This is a genomic window from Arenibaculum pallidiluteum, from assembly GCF_017355985.1.
In the GTDB taxonomy this organism is placed as follows: domain Bacteria; phylum Pseudomonadota; class Alphaproteobacteria; order Azospirillales; family Azospirillaceae; genus Arenibaculum; species Arenibaculum pallidiluteum.
This window is the reverse complement of record NZ_JAFIQU010000015.1, coordinates 1-18,377: the sequence shown is the minus strand read 5'-3', so window position 1 is coordinate 18,377 and position 18,377 is coordinate 1. Positions and strand designations below refer to the sequence as shown.

The window sequence follows — 18,377 nt, the reverse complement described above, 5'->3', positions numbered from 1 at the left end:
GCGTGCCGGGGGGCGGTGGGCGTGTGTGGTGGGCGCTCAGCGGCGCCGGTTGTACTTGCCGACCACCAGGTGGATCCCTGTGACGTCCACCCGCGGGATCTCGAACTCGGGTTCCTCGCCAGGGGGCGGGTTCCACTGACGAAGCTTCAGGCGCTGGTGGTCCATGGCGACGAGGCGCTTCACCATGGCCTCGTACATCCCGTCCTCTGCGGCGCCCAGGACCACCAGCACGTCGTCGCCGGGCAGGGGCGGGCGGGTGGGGTGGACCAGGATGCTGTCGCCCTGCTCGTAGGCGGGCGTCATGGAATCGCCGACCACGTAGAGCGCGAAGCCCCGCGGCACGCCGAACAGCGGCTCCGGCCGCTTCACCCACTCGATGGGCTCGTAGCTGATCAGCATGGTGCCGGGACCGCCCTGGGCGCTGGCATAGACCGGCAGGTCCCTGTCGCCCACCAGCGCATCCGCCCGCGGCGCCTGGGCCTGCTGCGCGAAGGGCTGGTGCGGCGGATGCGGGGCGGGAGGGCGGGCGCCCGCGCGGACGGTGTCCGGAGCGCCGCGCGCGCCTTCGGGCGCGGCATCGCCCAGGATCTCCGACACCGGGACGCCCCGCTCCGCCGCCAGCTTCTCCAGCGTACCCTGGCTCAGGGACTGGGTCGCGCCGTTCAGGAAGTTGTTCAGCGCGTTCACGCTGAGCCCCGCCGCGCGGGCCCAGCTCGACGGCCTCAGCCCATGAGCGGCCATGAAGCGCCGCAGCGCGGCGCGGCGCCGGTCCGACAGATCGTTCATGGATGCACCCTACGCCAGTTCACATTGCGGTGTGATATCATAGTGCTGTGAGAAGCACTTGTGAATCATATTGCGATGTGATTGAGTGTCGGAAATGGATCCTGCGGGATCGTCCCGAACGACGAGGCCACAGCCGTGAAATCCACGATCGAGGCAGCGGAGTCGCCCAGGCCGGTGCCTGGCGGTGGGCGCACGCCCGCCGCGGCATGCGACGCTGCGCAGGCCCGAGCCACCGACGCCCGCACTGCCCAGAACCGCCCCGCCCAGTCCTGCCTGGACCGGTATCTCGCCCGGGGCGCGCTGATCCCGCGGGATGGCCGCCCGCGGGCTCAGGACTGGGCGACGTGGCGCTGGCAGGCCGGGCGCCGCCTGCTGGCGGACTATCAGGAGGCCGGAGGCGGGCGCGCCCTGGTCGAGGAATATGCCGACTGGCCCTGCTCCCGCCACCCGGGCCGGCTCCGGTCCGGCGGCGGCGCGGCCGGGGCGGCGCGGCGGATGCAGGCGGCGATCCGCGCCGTCGGCATCCGCCTCTCGCCCGTGCTGGTGCATGTCTGCTGCCTGGACAGGCCCGCCGGCGAATGGGCGCGCCGGCGCAACCTGCCGGAGCAGGCGGCCCTGCCGCTGCTGGCCGTCGCGCTGGATTGCCTGGTCGACCATTACGGCGCCCTGCCGGAGCGGGATCCCCGGGGAGATGCCCGGGATATATCCACCAGCCATGGAAACACGAAAGGACCGACGCCATGAGCCGCCGCGGACGCAAGCGCAACCCCACTGTCCTGCGCGAGCCGAACGGGCGCCCGTCGCGCGCCCAGCGCCGGACCGAGCCCGCCATGACGGCGGAACTGCTGGCCCGCCGGGCCGAGCGCTGCGGCGCCGGCGTCGATCCGCTGGATGCCCGCGCAGGCACGGTGCTGGGCCTGCTTCTGCTTCGCGGCTGGATCAGCGAGCGCCAGCACGACGGCGGCTGCGCACTGGCGGGCGCGTGGCGACGCTGGGCGCGCCTTGCAGAGTCGCCGGACAGGCACCCGCGCTCGCACCGGCTCGACGCCGTCTCTTCCGTGCCGCCGGACGCGATGCCGCTCGACCCCCCGCCCTGCGAGCCGCCGGACGAGGCCGGGGCTTGGCGCAGGGCTGACCGCCAGATGCGGGCGTTCCGCGCGGCCCTGCCGGCGCCGCGCGCGCTCGCCCTGGCGCTGGCCGAGAGCGTATGCATGGACGAGACGATGCCGGCGCGCCTCGGCCCCGGCTGGCCGGACGGGCTGGTGGCATTGCGCGGCGCGCTGGACACCGCGGCCGAGGCGTTCGGTGTCGCGCGCCCGGCGCGCGCCGCTCCGGCCGCCTGAGGAAAATGCGCTGGAAAAAGCGCCTATAGGAAAATAATCCTTGACGGCGCTGCGGCGCCTGATAGTCTCAAATGGAGCTTGGGACTTGGGCCCGCCGTTCCCCCGGGGACGGCGGGCTTCGCGTTTCCGGGCCACGGATCGCTGCGGGGCGTGCCATGACCGATGACTCGGAGAAGCCGCGCAGGCGGCCGCGCCGCGCCAGGGCGGAACGGGCTGACCCCGGCGCGGGCGCCCCGCCCGGAACCGCCCTGAATGCCCCGGCGGGCGCATCCGCGGATACCCGGGCGGATGCGCCGACGGACGCCCTGACGGACGCCCATGCGGTGCTGAAGGCGGTCTATGCCGATCCCGGCCAGGACTGGCCGCTGCGCGTCAGCGCCGCCAAGGCCGCGATCCGCTACGAGCGGCCGGCCCTGGCCTCGACCGAGCTGACGGGGAAGGACGGGGGGCCCGTGCTCCAGCGCATCGAGGTGGCCTTTGTCGAGCCCGGCGGTGAGGGCTGAGTTCCCGGCGAAGCTCCGCTGCCTGTTCGAGCCCGCGCGCTACAAGGTGCTCTACGGCGGGCGCGGAGCCGCCAAGTCCTGGGGGATCGCCCGGGCGCTGCTGATCCAGGGAACCGCGCGGCCCCTGCGGGTGCTGTGCGCCCGCGAGATCCAGCGCTCCATGCGCGACAGCGTGCACCGGCTGCTGGCCGACCAGGTCCGGGCGCTGGGGCTCTCGCGCTTCTACACGGTGCTGTCCGATACGATCCGAGGAGCCAACGGCACCGAGTTCCTTTTCGCGGGCCTGCGCCACAACGTCGACAGCATCAAGTCGAAGGAGGGCATCGACATCGCCTGGGTCGAGGAGGCGCAGGCGGTCACGAAGTCCTCCTGGGACACGCTGATCCCCACCATCCGCAAGGAGGGCTCGGAGATCTGGGTGAGCTTCAACCCGGCCCTGGCCGAGGACGAGACCTACCGCCGCTTCGTCCTGGCGCCGCCCGCGGGCGCCGTCGTCGTGAAGGTGAACTGGTCCGACAACCCGTGGTTTCCCGAGGTCCTGCGCCGCGAGATGGAGGACCTGCGCATGCGCGACCGCGACGCCTGGTTGAACGTCTGGGAGGGGCACTGCCGCCAGACCGTGGACGGCGCCGTCTATGCGGCCGAGCTGCGCCAGGCCGCGGAGGAGGGGCGGCTCGGCCGGGTGCCCCACGATGCGTCCATGCACGTGCACTGCTTCTGGGATCTCGGCTGGTCGGACTGCGTGTCGGTCTGGATGGCCCAGACCGTGGGGCTGGAATTCCGCATCCTCGACTTCCTCCAGGCGAGCCAGCGGCCCATCGCCTGGTACGTCGCCGAGCTGCAGCGCAGGCCTTATGTCTGGGGCGTCGACTGGCTGCCCCACGATGCCCGGGCCGAGCTGCTGGCGGCCTCGGGCCGTACCATCGAGAGCCAGATGCGCGAGCTCGGCCGCACGGTGCAGATCGTGCCCCGAATCTCGGTGGCCGATGGCATCAACGCCGCCCGCACGGTCTTCCCGCGCTGCTGGTTCGACGAGGCCCGCTGCGCCGAGGGGCTGCAGGCGCTGCGCCACTACCGCTACGAGGTCGACCCCGACACCGGCCGCTTCGGCCGTAACCCACTGCACGACCAGGCGAGCCACGCCGCCGACGCCTTCCGGTACCTCGCCCTGGTTCTGGCCGAGGCGGGGCTGGCGCCGCGGCGCGGTGCGGACCGCCCGGCCGGCGCCGGCGGCTGGATGGGGTGAGCACCATGGGGTGACCACTGCCGACGACCGGAGAAAGAGAGAGATCCATGGCCAGGGACGAGGACATCCTGGCGGAGGCGCGCGAGGCCTTCCGCCTGTGCCAGGAGGCCGAGGCCCACAACCGGGCCGAGGCGCTGGACGACATCCGCTTCGCCCGGCTGGGCGAGCAGTGGCCCGAGCCCGTGCGCCGGGCCCGCGAGCGCGAGCAGCGCCCCTGCCTGACCATCAACCGCCTGCCGGCCTTCATCCGACAGGTCGTGAACGACGCCCGGCAGAACAAGCCGTCGATCCGTGTCCGCCCGGCCGACGACCGGGCCGACCCCGCGACGGCCGAGGTCATCAACGGGCTGATCCGCAACATCGAATACGTCTCGGACGCCGACATCGCCTACGACACGGCGGCCGAGAGCGCGGTGACCTGCGGCATCGGCTATCTCCGCGTCGGCATCGGCTATGCCCATGACGACGGCTTCGAGAAGGACATCCGCATCGAGCGCGTCGCCAACCCCTTCACGGTCTATGGCGACCCCCGCTCCACGGCGGCCGATTCCTCGGACTGGACCACGGCCTTCGTGACCGAGCTGCTGCCCCGCGACGTCTTCGCCGCGGCCTACAAGGGCGCCGAGCCCGCGGGCTGGGATGCGGGCTATGCGGGGGTCGAGGGGCCCTGGCTCCAGGACGGCGGCGTGCTGGTCGCGGAATGGTGGAAGCGCGAGGAGGTGCTGCGCACGATCCTGCGCCTGTCGGACGGGACGGTCGTCGAGGCCGGGCGCTTTGCTGCGGCGCGCGACGCCTTCGAGGCGCTGGGCCTGCGGGTCGTCGGCGAGCGCGAGAGCCGGTCGTGGAAGGTCACGCAGCGCATCGTGACCGGGGCCGAGGTGCTTGAGGAGACGGTCTGGGCCGGGCGCTACATCCCCATCGTCCCGGTCTACGGGGACGAGGTGAACGTGGAGGGGCGGCGGCATTTCCGCTCGCTGGTGCGCGACGCCAAGGACCCGCAGCGCATGTTCAACTACTGGCGGACCACCTCCACCGAACTCGTCGCACTCGCGCCAAAGGCGCCCTTCGTGGGGCCGCGCGGCGCCTTCAAGACCGACGAATCGAAATGGGCCACCGCCAACACGCAGTCGCACCCCTATCTCGAATATGACGGGCCGGTGCCGCCCCAGCGGCAGGCCTTCGCCGGCGTGCCGGCCGGCGCCCTGCAGGAGGCGCTGAACGCCGCCGACGACCTGAAGGCGATCATGGGCCTGCACGACGCCTCGCTGGGCGCCGCGGGGAACGAGACCTCGGGCCGCGCCATCCTGGCTCGGCAACGCGAGGGCGACACCGCGACCTTCCACTTCATCGACAACCTGACCCGCGCCATCCGGCATACCGGCCGGATCCTCCTGGACCTGATCCCGGCGGTCTATACGGGCGAGCGGGTCGTCCGCGTGCTCGGCGAGGACGGCACCCCCCGGACCGTGGCGGTCAGCGGGCGGGCCGCGGACGACCAGCGTCAGCAGGCGGGCCAGGAGGCGGGGCAGCAGGTCGGCCAGCAGGCCGGCATGTACGACCTCTCGGCGGGCAAGTACGACCTCGTCGTCCGGGCCGGCCCGTCCTTCACGACCAAGCGCGAGGAGGCGGCAGCCCAGATGACGGAGCTGATCCGGGCCTTCCCGGCCGCGGCTCCCGTGCTGGGCGACCTGCTGGCGAAGAACCTGGACTGGCCCGAGGCGGACACGGTCGCGGAGCGGCTTCAGTCCCTCCTGCCGCAGCGGGCGCAGGCTCAGGATCCCGCCATGGCCCAGCAGATCCAGGGCATGCAGGCGGAGATCCGGCGGCTCGCCCAGGAAAACCGGGCGCTCGAGGCGGAGGCCGCGATCAAGGCGCGGGAGCTCGAGATCAAGGCGTTCGAGGCCGAGACCAGGCGTATCGAGGCCATGGCGAAGCTGCGGCAGGCCGGGCAGCCGACAGGGCCCGCGGCGCAGGCCGTGCGAGGGGATGCGATCATTCCGGACCTCGCTCCCGGCGCGCCGCTGCGGGGAATGTAAGACGGCGAGGCTACTCGCGGCGCCGGACGCGTCGCAGACACTGTCGGCGTCCGAGGTCACGGCCAGTCCGAAAGGACCAAGCCGCTCCGTTCGGGGCGGCTTTTTCTTTGCCACCACCAACCCCCGAGGAGTGGATTTGATGGAAGAGACCAATCTGGACTTCGCCGCCGGCCTTCCGGAGGCCGCGCCGGCCCCGGAAGTCTCGAACGGGCCCGGGCAGCAGGCCGGGGCGGAGGTCGGCACCGGGGGCCGGGTGCCCGAGGACGACACCGACGAGGTCGAGCACGAGGGCCAGAAGTACCGCCTTCCCAAGGCGCTGAAGGGCGCCCTGATGATGCAGGCCGACTACACCCGCAAGACCCAGGAGGTCGCCGAGACCCGCAGGGCACTGGAGCAGCGCGAGCGGACCCTGGCCCAGCAGGCCCAGGCGCTCGGCCAGGACTTCCAGGAGCGCGCCCGGCTGGTCGCGCTGGACGACGAGATCGAGCGGTACAGGGCCGTGGACTGGCAGCAGCTCGAGGCCGAGGACCCCGCGCGGGCCCAGAGCCTCTGGCGCCAGTACCAGCAGGTCAAGGAGGCCCGCCAGGAGCTGGCGGGACATCTCTTGCAGAGGGAGCAGCAGCGGTCTGAGGAGACGCAGCGCGAACGCGCCAGGCGCCTTCAGGAAGCCCAGGACGTGCTCGCCCGCGAGATCCGGGGCTGGGGCCCCGAGCTCCAGGAGAAGCTGACGGAGTTCGGCACCCGGCAGGGCTACCGGCCGGACGAGCTGGCCGGGGTGGAGGACCCGCGCGCCGTGCGGATCCTCCACCTTGCCTGGATCGGCCAGCAGCTCCTGGAGAAGCAGATCGCCGCCGCGAAGGACCCCCCGGCGCCCCAGGCGGTCCCGGTCACGCAGGTCGGCAGGGGCAGGACCCCTGCCACGAGGGACCCGGAGCGCATGGGCATCGAGGACTGGATGCGGCACCGCAACGCACAGCTGGAGCGCCGTCGCTGACGCGTCTCCCAGGAAAGGACGACCATGGCCAACAGCCTTCTCACCCCCACGCAGGTGACCCGCGAGGCCTTGCGTATTCTCCACCAGAAGCTGAACTTCATCGGCTCCATCAACCGTCAGTACGACGACAGCTTCGCCCAGTCCGGCGCCAAGATCGGCGACAGCCTCAAGATCCGGCTGCCCAACCAGTACACGGTGCGCAGCGGCGCCACCCTGTCGCCCCAGGACACCGCCGAGACCAGCGTGACGCTGCAGGTCGCGACCCAGAAGGGCGTGGACCTGAACTTCTCGTCGGTCGAGCTGACGCTGTCCCTGGACGATTTCAGCCGGCGGATCCTGGAGCCCGCGATGTCGGTCCTGGCGGCCAACATCGAGTTCGACGCCATGTCGATGTACAGGGACGTCTACCAGCAGGTGGACAACCACGGAGCCGCGGCGTCCTTCGCGAAGATCCTCCAGGGCCGCAAGATCCTGGGCGACGCCCTAGCGCCCCCGGCCGACCGCGCCTGCAACCTGAACACCCAGGACAACGTGGACCTGGTGGACGCGCTGAAGGGGCTGTTCCAGGACGGGCCCGCCCTCGCGAAGCAGTACCGCGAGGGCTACATGGGGCGCAGCGCCGGCTTCGACTTCATGGAGAACACGCTGTGGCCCGGCCATGCCCGCGGGGCCGGGGCGGGCTATCTCGTCAACGGCGCGGGACAGACCGGCTCCGCCCTGGTGGTGGACACCGGGTCGGGCGCGATCAGCGCCGGCGACGTCTTCACCATCGCCGGCGTCTTCCGCGTCCATCCGGAGACCAAGGCCAGTACCGGCGTGCTGCAGCAGTTCGTGGTCACGGCGCCAGCGGCGTCCGGCACCGCCGGCATCGCGTTCAGCCCGGCGATCGTGACCACGGGGGCGGGCCAGAACGTCAATGCCGCCCCGGCCGACAACGCGGCGATCACCTTCGCCGGGCCGGCCGGCACGGCACACGGCATCTCCATGGCCTATCACCAGGACGCCTTCGCCTTCGCGACCGCTGACCTGGTGATGCCCAAGGGCGTGGACTTCGCCGCGCGCGAGGTCTTCGACGGCATCAGCCTGCGCATCGTGCGCCAGTACGACATCAACGCCGACAAGTTCCCGTGCCGGCTCGACGTGCTCTACGGCTACCGGACGGTGCGCCCGCAGCTCGCCTGCCGGCTCGCCAACCGGTAGGCGCGAAGGCCGGGATCCAAAAGCGGAAGGGGCGCCCCGGGGAGCATTCCAGGGGGCGCCCCTTCCGCGATCGGGGCCCTGTCATCGGGCCCGACATCGGGCTTACGTTATCGGGGATGCATCATGGCGATCACCACCTATGCCGAGCTGAAGGCGGCCGTCGCCGACTGGCTCCAGCGGGACGACCTCGCTGATGTCGTGCCGAGCTTCGTAGCCCTCGCCGAGGCGCAGCTCTTCCGCACGGCGCGCATCCGGCAGATGCTGGTCCGCGCGACGGCCGTCCTGGACGAGGAATACGAATCCCTCCCCGACGACTTCCTCGAGGCCGTCTCGCTGAAGCTCGCCACCAGCCCGCCCCTGCTCCTGATGGGCATCGCGCTGGACGCCATGGAGCGGCGCAAGGAGGACGGCGCCGTCGGCATGCCCGAGGTCTATGCCGTGGTCGGCGCCAGCATCACGGTCCATCCCGCGCCGGCCGCGCCCCAGCCGGTGGAGCTGATCTACTACGCCCGTCCGGCGCCCCTGTCGGATGCCGCGCCGGTCAACGCGCTGCTGCGGGAATGCCCGGACCTCTATCTCTACGGATCCCTCCTGCAGGCGGCGCCCTATCTCCTGGACGACGCCCGCCTCGCCATCTGGGAGGCGCTCTACGGCCAACGCCTGGACGCGCTGGAGGTCGCCGACCACGCCAGCCGCGCCGGCACCGCGCGCCTCGTCACCGAGATCGGCCTTGCGCCACGACGGAGCTGAACCATGGGACTTCTGAAGGGGAGGCCGCGCGAAGGCCTGCTCGGCATTCCGCGCGCCGCGGTGCTGGGCGGGCAGCCGCACATGCTGGCCTATGTCAACGCGGACGAGATCGCGCTGCTCCAGGCCAACCGGGGCGGCGCGCCGGCCTGGGCGGGTCCCGGCGGCGTTCCGGCCTTCGGCTATGGCAGCGACAGCCCGGGCGGCTCGGACGAAGGCGTCGGCGGCTCGTTCGGCGGCGGGGATTCCGGGGACGGAACCGCGGGCGGCCATGGCGAACCCGCTGGCTACGACGGCTTGGCGGCCGCCGTGGGCCAAGCCGTGCACGACGCGGTCGGCATGGGCCATACGGGGCCGGTGCCGGGGATGGATGTCGGATCGGTCCTGGGCGCGTCGCTCGACGCCGGGCTGGGCCAGGACCTCACCGGCATGGTCGCGGAGTCCGGGTCCGGCTACGGCCGAAGCATGCTCGACCTGTCGCCGACCGTGCTGGACACGCCGCTTGGGCGCATCACCGCCCAGGACATCGCCCTGGCCCCCATGTCGGCCTTCATCGGCATGCCGGCGACGGCAGCCCATGCGGCGGCCTACGGGCTCGGCTCGCTCGCCTCCGCCATCACGGGGCAGCCCATGGGCGTGGACACCGGCTATGCCGGGCTCGGCATGCCCGGCGCCTCGGGCGCCTCGGGCGCGTCGGAGCACGGCGCCGAGGGCCGCTCGGCCGCCGGCGTCGCGGCGGCGGCGCAACCGGGCCGGATCCGCCTTGCGGGGCGGGACGTCCCGGTCCCGCCGGCCGGGGTAACGGCAGGCGCGGCGGCAGGGGGCGGGCTGCTGCTTGCCGGCCGCCGGATCCGGAGCCGCTGATGCCGACGTCATGGGCGCCCGTGGCTGCGGGCACGGCCCGGTACGGGCGGCTCGACGGGGCCGCCAGCCGGTGGGACAGGGGCGCCAGCCTCTGGGACCTCGAAGGAAACCTCGCGCGATCGGTCTGGGACGTGGGCACCCCCGGTGCCTGGACGGCGTCCGAGGCCGGAATGCCCACCATCTGGACGGAGGTCTGAGATGGCATCGAGCATCGATCCCGCAGTGCCGGTCGCCGGCGCGCCGACCACCGCCTCCGTGCGGGCGAACTTCGCCGCCGCCAAATCGGAGATCGAGGCCGTGCAGGCGGCGCTGGCGCTGCTGGCGCCCCTCGACGCGCCGGCCTTCACGGGGACGCTGACGGCGGCCGGGACGGCCATTCTCGGCGGCACCGCCGGCGCCGAAGGGCTGCGGGTGGTTCCGGCCCCCGGGGCCGACGCCCGGGTCGAGATCCAGGGGGCGCAGACTGCCGCGGGCGCCCGGCCGCGGCTGGGCGTCGCGGGGACGGGCGCGGATATCGGCCTCAGCCTCTCGTCCAAGGGCGGGGCGGGGATCACCTTCTACACCGGCGGCTTCACCGCGGGTCAGCTCGCCATCGGCCATGTGCCCGGCGCGGTGAACCATCTCCAGCTCACCGGCGCCCCGTCCGGGGCCGCACCCGCCATCGCCGTGCACGGCGCCGATGCGGCCATCGACCTGTGGCTGGTCCCGAAGGGCTCCGGCCTCGTCCGCTTCGGGACCCATGCCGGTTCGGCCGACGGGCCGGTGAACGGCTTCGTCACCATCCGCGACGGCGCGGGCAACACGCGCAAGCTCGCCACCATCGCCTGAAGGATCGCCCCATGGCTCTCAGGAAGTCCGTGCCGACGGAATTCGGCATCGATGCGACCTACCACAGAATCGCGGGTATGCAGGCCTATTACGCAGACCGCTGCGCCGACGTGGTGCTGCACGGCTACGTCTCCGACGGGGCCCGGCATGGCGGCAGCCGGGCCGTCGCCGCGGCGACGCTGCGGGTCTCCGCCGCGCAGATGGGATACGGCCCCGAGGACGGGATCGAGCCGACGCGGGCGCAGCTCTACGCCGCCGTGAAGGCGTCGGAGGGGTGGGCCGACGCGGCCGACTGCTGACCGGGAGACTGCGATGGCGAGCATGGATGCCGGCGCGCCCGGCTGGGCGCAGCGCTTCGCCGCCGAGGTCAATGCCGAGATGGAGGATCTGCGCCGACGCCGCGGACCCGTACGCCTGCCCGGCTATGCCAAGGCGGACCTGCCCGCGGCGGGCGCCAATCCGAACTGCTTCATCTACGTGACGGACGCCGCCGGCGGCGCCGTGCCCGCCTTCTCCGACGGGGCGGCCTGGCGCCGCGTCACCGACCGCACCGTGATCTCGTGAGGGACCCATGCCCAGCACGCCAACCACCCGCAACCGCCTGGAGAAGCAGGCCACCGGCGAGAACCTCAACGTCTGGGGCTCCAACCTCAACACCAAGGTGATCGACCTTGTGGACGAGGCGTTGGACGGCGTGGAGACCATCGCGATCACCTCGGCCACCACGGCCCTGACCAGCACGAACTACGTCCCGGACCAAGCGCGGAACCGCGTGCTCGTCCTGTCGGGCACGCTAGCGGCCAACTCCGACGTCGTGATCCCGGGCGTCGAGAAATGGTACCTGGTCGTCGACAGCACCGTCCGGGCGGGCTTCTCGCTGACGATGAAGGTCTCGGGGCAGGCGGGCTATGCCCTGCGCCCGGGGCCGCAGCTCGTCTACTGCGACGGCACCGACGCCCGGCGCGGGGGCCCGCGGCTGGACCAGCTTCCGCTTCCGGCGAGCGCCGTGGACCTGAACGGGCAGCGGCTGACGAACCTCCCGGCGCCGGCGGCCAATGCGGATGCGGCGACCAAGAGCTATGTCGACAACACGGCCTTCAGCATGGCGGGCGGGGCGCTGCCGGGCCAGGTCGGGAGCGCCGGGCACTTCCTGACCACGGATGGCTCCACGGCGACCTGGGCCAGCGTCAACGCCGCCATCGAGCCGGTCAGCCACACCTTCACGGCGGCGCAGCGGGGCAAGATCGCCGCCCTTGCGGACGGGGCGACCATCACCCCAGACTTCGCCGACGCCAATTTCTTCACCGTGACGCTCGGCGGCAACCGGACCCTGGCGAACCCCACCAACCTCGCGCAGGGCCAGAGCGGGTCCATCATCATCCGGCAGGACGCCACCGGCTCGCGGACGCTGGCCTATGGCAGCCACTGGAAGTTCCCGGGCGCCAGCGCCCCGGTCCTGACCACGGCCGCATCCCGCGTCGACCGGCTCGACTACCTCGTGGTATCGGGCACCGAGATCCACGCGGCCCTGACGAGGGACATCCGATGATCCCCGGCGCGGGGACGATGCTGGCGAGCTCGGCGCGCCGGGTCTCGTTCGAGATCGTCGGCGCGGGAGGCCAGGGCGGACAGGCCAACCTTCAGAACCCCGGCGCTAGAGGTGGTGACGGTCAGGTTGTTCGCTTCGACGCCACGCTCGAGCGCGGAACGGTCCTCGACCTCGTCGTCGGCAGCGGGAACATCGGCTATTCCAGCGCGAGGGCGAACAGCCACAAGGGCGGCATTGGGGGCACGGGCCTCCTAAATTCTAATGGCGGTGACGGTGGTAACGGCGGTCAAGCCAGTGTGATCTACTTCAATGGCGTGCCCTGGGCCGGTGCAGGTGCCGGCGGAGGGGGAGGGGGACGAAGCCATTTCGCACCCGGCGGTGCTGGCCAGGCAACCCACACCGGTTCCGGCGCGTCGACGGGCGCGAATGGACAGTCGGCTCCCATCGAAGGTCCCGGAGGCGGCGCTGGCGGCGGCGGTATCACATCAACAAGCGGCCAGCAGGGCGGTGCGAGTGGGGCGGGCGGAAACCCGGCGTCGACCGGTGGTCATGTGGGCGGCACACTCACCCCCTCGGGGGCTGGAACGTTCACCGGAGTGAATAACAACAATGGTGCCGGAACCGGCGGGGCTGGAGGGTTCGTGATTCCCAGCGGCTTCGGTTCAAACGGGCAGAATGGGCGCATCACCATCACCATGGATGGCTTGCAACACGTCTTCAATTACACAGGCACCGATCAGGTTTTCACCGTCCCATAGCGGCTTCTATGCGTTGTCCAACCGCCCGCTTGTTCCGGCAGGACCGCGCGGGCGACTGGGCCGGCGTGGTTGAGCGGGTGGCCGAAGCGCTGCGGCACTGAGGAGCGCCGCAGGCGGACGGATCGGGCCCGCTGCGGCGGACCGGGCTCGTCAGGGCCGCCGGACGGCGGTGACGTTCAGGCTGTACTGGACGTTCTCGAAGCCCGGAAGCGAGACACGCGCCGTGCTGGTGTCGTGGAACAGGTTGAAGCGCTCCACCTGGCGGATGTCGGCGAACCCGAACTGCCCCAGGATCGAGGACAGCGTCTCGAAGTCGAAGCCGGTCTTGTGGAAGTCGAAGGGACCGATCCCGGTCCCGTAGATCAGCTCCATGACGCCCCAGCGCTGCTGGGCCGAAAGCCCGGGGCTGAGATAGATCCTGCAGAGCTCCCGGAGGTCCGGGACCGCGATCATCAGCACGCCGCCGGGGGCGAGCACGCGGCCGAACTCCCGCAGCGCCTGCGCGAGCTCGCGGGCGAAGTCCAGGTGCTCCACCACATGGGACGCGTAGATCTGCTGCACCGATCCGTCCGCGAACATGCGGAGGTTCGTGCAGGACCCGACGATGTCGACCTCCGGCCGCGCTTCGGCATCGAGGATCGTCCAGCCGTCGCGCCGCTGGCGACCGCCGATGTGCAGGAGGATGGGTGCCGTCATGGCGCGGAAATTAGCGGATCGGCACGGGCCAGTCAGCAGGAGCTTCCATGGCGCTCATAAAGATCCCCCTTCTTCCCGGCATCTTCAAGGACGACACGCCCCTGTCCGCGGAAGGCCGTTTCGTGGACGCCGACAAGGTGCGCTTCGTGCAGGGGCGGCCGCAGACCATCGGCGGCTGGGAGAGCGTCACCACCGACACGGTGGACGGGGTCTGCCGGGGCATCCACACCTGGGCGGACACGGCGGGGGAACGGCAGATCGGGCTGGGCACACACAGCCACCTCTACGCCTACCAGGGCGGGGCCGTGTACGACATCACCCCGGCCGGCCTCGCCGCTGGGCTGGTCGACGGGCTCGGAGGGGCCGGGTTCGGCACTGGCGCCTATGGCAGCGGGACCTACGGCGCAGCCTCCACCGGGGACGTGTTCCCGCGCACCTGGAGCCTCGACAACTGGGGCGAATACCTGATCGCCAATCCCAGGGGCGGGAAGATCTACGAATGGCGGCTGGACGGCGGCGCGGCGGCGGCCGGCATTGCGGGCGCGCCTGACCGGGCGAATGCGGTCTTCGTGACGCCCGAGCGCCAGCTCGTCGTCGTGGGCTGCACGAATCTCGACGGCGCCTTCGACCCCATGTGCGTCCGGGCTTCGGACATCGAGGACAACACCGAATGGACGCCCTCCGCGACGACATCGGCCGTGCAGCGCGTGCTTTCCGGCGGATCCAGGCTCGTCCGCGGGCTGGCCTCGCGCGGTATCAACCTGATCTGGTCGGACACGCACCTGTTCGGCATGCGCTATGTGGGCGACCCGCCGCTGGTCTTCAGCTTTGCCACCCTCGGCGGCAACTGCGGGCTGCTTGGGCCGAACGCGGTGACGCTGGCCGGCGGCTCGGCCTACTGGCTCGCCCCCAACGGGCAATTCTTCGTCTGGGCCGGCGGCGAGCCGCAGGCCATCCCCTGCACCCTGCGCCGCGACGTGATGGACAACCTGGCCGCGGCCCAGGGTGACAAGGTCTTCGCCGCCTCCGTCACCCAGTACGGCGAGATCTGGTGGTTCTACCCGGATGCGCGGGACGGCAACGAGGTCTCGCGCTACGTCGCCTACAACCACCTGGAGGGGCACTGGACCTGCGGGAGCTTCGACCGGACGGCATTCACGGATGCAAAGGCCTTCGACTATCCCATCGGGGTCAGCGCCGGCGGCCGGATCTACTTCCATGAACGCGGCTTCTCCGCGGATGGCGGCGCCTTCTCCTGGCGGTTCGAGAGCGCGCCCATCGATATCGGGGACGGCTCCAGCCTGATGGCCGTGCGCTCGGTGATCCCCGACACCGAGGACCAGCAGGGAACCTTCTCCCTGTCCCTGTCGGGCCGGGCCTATCCTCCATCCGGCGCGCGGATGGCGGGGCCCTACACGGTCGGTCCTGCGACGGGCAAGGTCGACACCCGCATTGCCGCGCGCCAGGTCGCGCTGGCCTTCGCCGGGTCGGCCGCACCGTGCTTCCTGCGGCTCGGGGCGCTGCGCCTCGACCTCGTCGAGACCGGGCAGCGCCGATGAGCTTCGCCACCGAATGGGAGCGCTGCGGCCCGTGGCTCGCGGCGGCGCTGGAGCATGCCGGCGGCACGCACGCGCTGGACGACGTGTGCGCCAGGGTTCTGGCCGGGCGTGCGCAGTTCTGGCCGGCGCCCGACGCCGCGCTGGTGACCGAGATCGTCGCCTACGACCGCCTCCGGGCGTGCCGCGTCTGGCTCGGCGGCGGGGCGCTGGAACGGCTGAGGGACATGGTTCGCAGCGTCGAGGCCTGGGCCACGGCGCAGGGCTGCGCCCGGGTCGAGATCCTGGGGCGGCCGGGTTGGGAAAGGGCGATCCCGGAGGTCCGGAAGATCGCCGTGCTGCTGGTGAAGGAGCTTTGACATGCTGGCAATCGTGATCCCCGGCGCGCCGCGCGACCTGCGGTTCGGGGCCGTCCCGGGCCTCGGCGGCGGCTCGTCGCAGACCCAGACCTCCTCCTATCCCGCGGAGATCCGGGACGACGTCTTCGGACAGATCCGGGGCAACATCGCGGCCGCGAACCATCTCGCGGGCGAGCCCTACAGGCCCTATGCCCCGGAGCCCGTCACGGGCCGGTGGGGCGCGCTGACCCAGGACCAGCGGAACCAGGTCGCCCGCAACTACGGCTTCCAGGGGGAGGCGCAGGGCGGGCAGTTCGCGGTCTATCTGGATGCCAACCCCGCCCTGCGCCGGCAGTTCGACAGCGAGCTCGCCGCCGGGCAGTTCACGGGCGTGCCGCAGGTGGCCGGCCTGTCCGCCGCCCAGCAGGGCGCCGTCGACCGGCTGCAGTCCGCCGACTGGGGGCGCGGCGCGCTGGCGGCCGCGGAGCAGACGGCCCGCGGCATCGCCGGCTACAGCCCCACCCCGGTCCGCGAGGCCGACCTCTCGGCCTATATGAATCCCTTCGCCGGCGCGGTCGTCGATTCGACGCTGGCGGACCTGTCGCGCCAGAACGACATCGTCCAGAACAGGACCCGCGCCCGCATGGCGGGGGCTGGGGCTTTCGGCTCCCAGGGCGACGTCGCCCAGGCCGAGACCGACCGCGCCTATCTCGACACGGTGGCGCGCACCTCGGCGGCGTTGAACCAGGCCAACTACGCCAACGCGCTCCAGGCCGCCCAGGCCGATGCCGGACTCGGGCTCCAGGGCGCCAATCTCGGCCTGTCTGCCGCGAACATCCTGTCCGGCCTGGGCATGCAGCAGCAGCAGTACGAGCTCGGCGGCGCCCGGGCGGCGCTGGGCGCGGGCACGCTGGAGCGAGACACCGAGCAGGCGAAGCTGGACGCGGCCTACCAGGACTACCTGCGCCGGCAGCAGTATCCCGTGCAGATGCTGGGCGTGCGCCAGGCGGCGCTGGGCGGCCCGCTTCCGACCACCACGACCACCGCCAGCAGCGGCCCCGGCCTGGTCAGCGGCCTGCTGGGCGCCGCGTCGGGCGCTGGCAACGCCTTCAACATCCTGACCGGCGGCCAGCTGCTCAGCGGTGGCAATGCCCTGGGCCGGTTCCTCGGATTCTGAAGGCAGCCGGCGTCCCCTTGCAGGATCCCGGGGCCGGCGCCCGGGGTGCCCCTTCCTCGCGCCCCCCGGTCCGGCGCCCGCCCTTCGTCGGGCTTCCTGCGCTTCCGTTCCCGAAAGGAGCCCGCCATGCAGATCCCGACCGTCGCCCTTATCGGAGTCGGCCTCGCCCTGATTGTCCACGCGGCCGCCTTCCTGTGGTTCGCCCTGAGGGCCGCCTGGCAGGTCTCGCGCGTGCACAGCCGGATCGAGGCGCTGGAGGACTGGCGCCGCACCCATTCCGAGGCGGCCGCCGGCCAGGCCGGAGAGCTCCGCGAGATGGTGGCCGAGATGGCCCGCCAGGGCCAGGCGCTGCACGACATGAAGAACTGGCTGCAGCGCATCGACAGCCGGCTGGAGACCGCCTTCCGCCAGCGCCGCCTGGGAGCCGAGTGATGGGCCCGGCGATGGTGGGTGGCATCACGGGCGCCAGCGCAGGCCGAGGGGCGCCGCCGCAGGCCTTTCGCGGACCGGGCACCCCGCTTGCCGATGCCGACGTGGCGCGGGCGGCCGCGGCCCTCGGATGCGAGCCCGCGGTCCTCTCCGCCGTGATCGCGGTGGAGACCGGCGGCCGGGGCGGCTTCCTGGACGAGGCGCCGCCGCGGCGCCCCCGCATCCTGTTCGAGGCGCATGTCTTCTCGCGCCTGACGGCGGGCCGCTGGGACGCATCCCATCCCGGCCTCAGTCGGCCGCGCTGGGGCGGTCCCGGCACCTATGGACCGGCCGGCGCCCACCAGCACGAGCGGCTGGCGCACGCGGCGGCGCTGAACGGGCCGGCGGCCCTGCAGGCCTGTTCCTGGGGGCTGTTCCAGATCCTCGGCGAGAACCACCGCCTGTGCGGCTTCGAGGATCCCGAGAGCTTCGCGCGGGCCATGGCGCGGGACGAGGCCGCCCAGCTCGATGCCTTCCTGGCCTTCGTGCGGGCACGCGGCCTCGTGCCGCTGCTGCGAGCCCGCGACTGGACGGCCTTCGCCCGGCGCTACAACGGTCCTGGCCAGGCCGGCAACCGCTACGATGCCCGGCTCGCCGCCGCCTATGAGCGGCATGCCGTCGAGGAGGCCTGAGGCATGTTGCCCTTCATCGCGGCCCTGGCGCCGCTGATCCCGTCACTGATCGGCCTTGCCGACGACAAGGCCGGCCGCCTGGCCGAGCGGCTGGTCCCCGCGGTCCAGGTGCTGGCGGGGAGCGGACCCTCGACCCCCCAGGCGCTGGCCGCGGCCCTGCGCGCCGATCCCGCCCGGCTGCTGGAGGCGCAGCGGATGGCCGCCGAGACGCTGCTGGCACTGGAGCGCGACGAGACCGAGCGGCTGCGCATCGTCAATGCGAGCATGCAGGCCGAGGCGGCCTCGTCCGATCCGTTCGTGCGGCGGATGCGTCCGTTCTTCGGCTATGTGATGGCGCTGAGCTGGGGCGCGCAGATGGCTGCCGCATCCTGGACCATCGTGGCGGATCCCGCCCGGGCGGGCGAGATCCTGCGCGGCCTCGCCGAGACGACGGCCCTCTGGGGGCTCGGCCTCGCCGTGCTCGGCGTCTATGTCTGGAAGCGCTCGTCCGAGAAGGCGCCGGGCTGGCAGCAGGCCGCTCTGTCCACCCGCGCGGGCTGACGCCCGCGACCGGTCCGGCGGCCCCGATCGGGGCCGTGGCGCCGGCGGACTGTCAGCGGCGGGGCTGTCAGCCCTCTTCCTTGAGCATGGCCTGGTAGATCTTCCAGGCGGTCTCG

23 protein-coding genes are annotated in these 18,377 nt (G+C 72.2%); 21 read left to right on the top strand and 2 right to left on the bottom strand.

Annotation, left to right across the window (positions count from 1 at the left end):
* Positions 1-36: 36 nt before the first annotated feature.
* Entirely contained in the window at positions 37-786 is a 750-nt protein-coding gene (locus tag JUB13_RS23180) for a S24 family peptidase (protein WP_207483156.1), read from the bottom strand.
* 135 nt (positions 787-921) lie between these two features.
* Between JUB13_RS23180 and JUB13_RS23175 the strand changes: the two genes are divergently transcribed.
* The 15 genes from JUB13_RS23175 (at position 922) to JUB13_RS23105 (ending at position 12,854) form a co-directional block, all read left to right on the top strand.
* Positions 922-1,530, top strand: coding sequence for a DUF6456 domain-containing protein (locus JUB13_RS23175; protein WP_207483154.1), 609 nt, complete (start codon positions 922-924; stop codon positions 1,528-1,530).
* Positions 1,527-2,129 (top strand): hypothetical protein, encoded by a 603-nt coding sequence (locus JUB13_RS23170; protein WP_207483152.1) that lies wholly within the window; start codon positions 1,527-1,529, stop codon positions 2,127-2,129. Before JUB13_RS23175 ends, JUB13_RS23170 begins: the two co-directional genes overlap by 4 nt.
* 155 nt (positions 2,130-2,284) lie before the next feature.
* Complete coding sequence (locus JUB13_RS23165) at positions 2,285-2,632, top strand: hypothetical protein (protein WP_207483150.1); 348 nt, start codon at positions 2,285-2,287, stop codon at positions 2,630-2,632.
* Positions 2,622-3,878, top strand: coding sequence for a PBSX family phage terminase large subunit (locus tag JUB13_RS23160; protein WP_207483148.1), 1,257 nt, complete (start codon positions 2,622-2,624; stop codon positions 3,876-3,878). The genes JUB13_RS23165 and JUB13_RS23160 overlap by 11 nt, the downstream gene beginning before the upstream one ends.
* Positions 3,879-3,925: 47 nt before the next feature.
* Positions 3,926-5,914 (top strand): portal protein, encoded by a 1,989-nt coding sequence (locus tag JUB13_RS23155; RefSeq protein ID WP_207483147.1) that lies wholly within the window; start codon positions 3,926-3,928, stop codon positions 5,912-5,914.
* A gap of 139 nt (positions 5,915-6,053) precedes the next feature.
* Positions 6,054-6,908: a hypothetical protein gene (locus JUB13_RS23150; protein ID WP_207483145.1), complete on the top strand. Its 855-nt coding sequence runs from the start codon at positions 6,054-6,056 to the stop codon at positions 6,906-6,908.
* Positions 6,909-6,932: 24 nt separating this feature from the next.
* Positions 6,933-8,108: a P22 phage major capsid protein family protein gene (locus JUB13_RS23145; protein ID WP_207483143.1), complete on the top strand. Its 1,176-nt coding sequence runs from the start codon at positions 6,933-6,935 to the stop codon at positions 8,106-8,108.
* Between the two features lie 123 nt (positions 8,109-8,231).
* Positions 8,232-8,858: a phage adaptor protein gene (locus JUB13_RS23140; RefSeq protein ID WP_207483141.1), complete on the top strand. Its 627-nt coding sequence runs from the start codon at positions 8,232-8,234 to the stop codon at positions 8,856-8,858.
* A 3-nt stretch (positions 8,859-8,861) separates the two neighbouring features.
* Positions 8,862-9,719: a hypothetical protein gene (locus JUB13_RS23135; protein ID WP_207483139.1), complete on the top strand. Its 858-nt coding sequence runs from the start codon at positions 8,862-8,864 to the stop codon at positions 9,717-9,719.
* The gene (locus tag JUB13_RS23130; protein WP_207483137.1) at positions 9,719-9,916 is read left to right on the top strand and encodes a hypothetical protein; all 198 of its coding nucleotides are present in this window, start codon (positions 9,719-9,721) and stop codon (positions 9,914-9,916) included. Before JUB13_RS23135 ends, JUB13_RS23130 begins: the two co-directional genes overlap by 1 nt.
* A 1-nt stretch (position 9,917) precedes the next feature.
* A complete protein-coding gene (locus JUB13_RS23125) occupies positions 9,918-10,547 on the top strand; it encodes a hypothetical protein (RefSeq protein ID WP_207483135.1) in 630 nt (209 codons plus the stop codon).
* Between the two features lie 11 nt (positions 10,548-10,558).
* Positions 10,559-10,846 carry a hypothetical protein gene (locus tag JUB13_RS23120; protein WP_207483133.1) on the top strand — a complete coding sequence of 96 codons (288 nt, stop codon included), beginning with the start codon at positions 10,559-10,561 and terminating at the stop codon, positions 10,844-10,846.
* 13 nt (positions 10,847-10,859) lie between these two features.
* Positions 10,860-11,111, top strand: coding sequence for a hypothetical protein (locus tag JUB13_RS23115; RefSeq protein ID WP_207483131.1), 252 nt, complete (start codon positions 10,860-10,862; stop codon positions 11,109-11,111).
* 7 nt (positions 11,112-11,118) lie between these two features.
* Positions 11,119-12,096: a hypothetical protein gene (locus JUB13_RS23110; RefSeq protein ID WP_207483129.1), complete on the top strand. Its 978-nt coding sequence runs from the start codon at positions 11,119-11,121 to the stop codon at positions 12,094-12,096.
* The gene (locus tag JUB13_RS23105) at positions 12,093-12,854 is read left to right on the top strand and encodes a hypothetical protein (RefSeq protein ID WP_207483127.1); all 762 of its coding nucleotides are present in this window, start codon (positions 12,093-12,095) and stop codon (positions 12,852-12,854) included. Before JUB13_RS23110 ends, JUB13_RS23105 begins: the two co-directional genes overlap by 4 nt.
* Before the next feature lie 150 nt (positions 12,855-13,004).
* On the opposite strand, the gene JUB13_RS23100 is transcribed toward JUB13_RS23105, so the two are convergent.
* Positions 13,005-13,550, bottom strand: a complete 546-nt coding sequence (locus tag JUB13_RS23100; protein ID WP_207483125.1) for a class I SAM-dependent methyltransferase — start codon at positions 13,548-13,550, stop codon at positions 13,005-13,007.
* 47 nt (positions 13,551-13,597) lie between these two features.
* On the opposite strand from JUB13_RS23100, the gene JUB13_RS23095 reads away from it, so the two are divergent.
* The 6 genes from JUB13_RS23095 to JUB13_RS23070 all read left to right on the top strand — a co-directional run bounded on the left by JUB13_RS23095 (position 13,598) and on the right by JUB13_RS23070 (position 18,261).
* On the top strand, positions 13,598-15,109 hold the full coding sequence (locus JUB13_RS23095) for a hypothetical protein (RefSeq protein ID WP_207483123.1): 1,512 nt from the start codon (positions 13,598-13,600) through the stop codon (positions 15,107-15,109).
* Positions 15,106-15,465 (top strand): hypothetical protein, encoded by a 360-nt coding sequence (locus JUB13_RS23090; protein WP_207483121.1) that lies wholly within the window; start codon positions 15,106-15,108, stop codon positions 15,463-15,465. Before JUB13_RS23095 ends, JUB13_RS23090 begins: the two co-directional genes overlap by 4 nt.
* 1 nt (position 15,466) lies before the next feature.
* Entirely contained in the window at positions 15,467-16,621 is a 1,155-nt protein-coding gene (locus tag JUB13_RS23085; protein WP_207483119.1) for a hypothetical protein, read from the top strand.
* Positions 16,622-16,747: 126 nt separating this feature from the next.
* Positions 16,748-17,053: a hypothetical protein gene (locus JUB13_RS23080; protein ID WP_207483117.1), complete on the top strand. Its 306-nt coding sequence runs from the start codon at positions 16,748-16,750 to the stop codon at positions 17,051-17,053.
* Positions 17,053-17,721, top strand: a complete 669-nt coding sequence (locus tag JUB13_RS23075; RefSeq protein WP_207483115.1) for an N-acetylmuramidase family protein — start codon at positions 17,053-17,055, stop codon at positions 17,719-17,721. Before JUB13_RS23080 ends, JUB13_RS23075 begins: the two co-directional genes overlap by 1 nt.
* 3 nt (positions 17,722-17,724) lie before the next feature.
* On the top strand, positions 17,725-18,261 hold the full coding sequence (locus tag JUB13_RS23070) for a 3TM-type holin (protein WP_207483113.1): 537 nt from the start codon (positions 17,725-17,727) through the stop codon (positions 18,259-18,261).
* The last annotated feature ends 116 nt before the right edge of the window (positions 18,262-18,377 follow it).

What these genes read in the sequence shown, in the direction of transcription:
- JUB13_RS23070 (WP_207483113.1), top strand. Translation starts at nt 17,725, where the DNA reads ATGTTGCCCTTCATCGCGGCCCTGGCGCCGCTGATCCCGTCACTGATC.
- JUB13_RS23125 (WP_207483135.1), top strand. Translation starts at nt 9,918, where the DNA reads ATGGCATCGAGCATCGATCCCGCAGTGCCGGTCGCCGGCGCGCCGACC.
- JUB13_RS23110 (WP_207483129.1), top strand. Translation starts at nt 11,119, where the DNA reads ATGCCCAGCACGCCAACCACCCGCAACCGCCTGGAGAAGCAGGCCACC.
- JUB13_RS23170 (WP_207483152.1), top strand. Translation starts at nt 1,527, where the DNA reads ATGAGCCGCCGCGGACGCAAGCGCAACCCCACTGTCCTGCGCGAGCCG.
- JUB13_RS23165 (WP_207483150.1), top strand. Translation starts at nt 2,285, where the DNA reads ATGACCGATGACTCGGAGAAGCCGCGCAGGCGGCCGCGCCGCGCCAGG.
- JUB13_RS23080 (WP_207483117.1), top strand. Translation starts at nt 16,748, where the DNA reads ATGCAGATCCCGACCGTCGCCCTTATCGGAGTCGGCCTCGCCCTGATT.
- JUB13_RS23105 (WP_207483127.1), top strand. Translation starts at nt 12,093, where the DNA reads ATGATCCCCGGCGCGGGGACGATGCTGGCGAGCTCGGCGCGCCGGGTC.
- JUB13_RS23100 (WP_207483125.1), bottom strand. Translation starts at nt 13,550, where the DNA reads ATGACGGCACCCATCCTCCTGCACATCGGCGGTCGCCAGCGGCGCGAC.
- JUB13_RS23115 (WP_207483131.1), top strand. Translation starts at nt 10,860, where the DNA reads ATGGCGAGCATGGATGCCGGCGCGCCCGGCTGGGCGCAGCGCTTCGCC.
- JUB13_RS23155 (WP_207483147.1), top strand. Translation starts at nt 3,926, where the DNA reads ATGGCCAGGGACGAGGACATCCTGGCGGAGGCGCGCGAGGCCTTCCGC.
- JUB13_RS23090 (WP_207483121.1), top strand. Translation starts at nt 15,106, where the DNA reads ATGAGCTTCGCCACCGAATGGGAGCGCTGCGGCCCGTGGCTCGCGGCG.
- JUB13_RS23145 (WP_207483143.1), top strand. Translation starts at nt 6,933, where the DNA reads ATGGCCAACAGCCTTCTCACCCCCACGCAGGTGACCCGCGAGGCCTTG.
- JUB13_RS23075 (WP_207483115.1), top strand. Translation starts at nt 17,053, where the DNA reads ATGGGCCCGGCGATGGTGGGTGGCATCACGGGCGCCAGCGCAGGCCGA.
- JUB13_RS23150 (WP_207483145.1), top strand. Translation starts at nt 6,054, where the DNA reads ATGGAAGAGACCAATCTGGACTTCGCCGCCGGCCTTCCGGAGGCCGCG.
- JUB13_RS23085 (WP_207483119.1), top strand. Translation starts at nt 15,467, where the DNA reads ATGCTGGCAATCGTGATCCCCGGCGCGCCGCGCGACCTGCGGTTCGGG.
- JUB13_RS23130 (WP_207483137.1), top strand. Translation starts at nt 9,719, where the DNA reads ATGCCGACGTCATGGGCGCCCGTGGCTGCGGGCACGGCCCGGTACGGG.
- JUB13_RS23140 (WP_207483141.1), top strand. Translation starts at nt 8,232, where the DNA reads ATGGCGATCACCACCTATGCCGAGCTGAAGGCGGCCGTCGCCGACTGG.
- JUB13_RS23180 (WP_207483156.1), bottom strand. Translation starts at nt 786, where the DNA reads ATGAACGATCTGTCGGACCGGCGCCGCGCCGCGCTGCGGCGCTTCATG.
- JUB13_RS23095 (WP_207483123.1), top strand. Translation starts at nt 13,598, where the DNA reads ATGGCGCTCATAAAGATCCCCCTTCTTCCCGGCATCTTCAAGGACGAC.
- JUB13_RS23135 (WP_207483139.1), top strand. Translation starts at nt 8,862, where the DNA reads ATGGGACTTCTGAAGGGGAGGCCGCGCGAAGGCCTGCTCGGCATTCCG.
- JUB13_RS23120 (WP_207483133.1), top strand. Translation starts at nt 10,559, where the DNA reads ATGGCTCTCAGGAAGTCCGTGCCGACGGAATTCGGCATCGATGCGACC.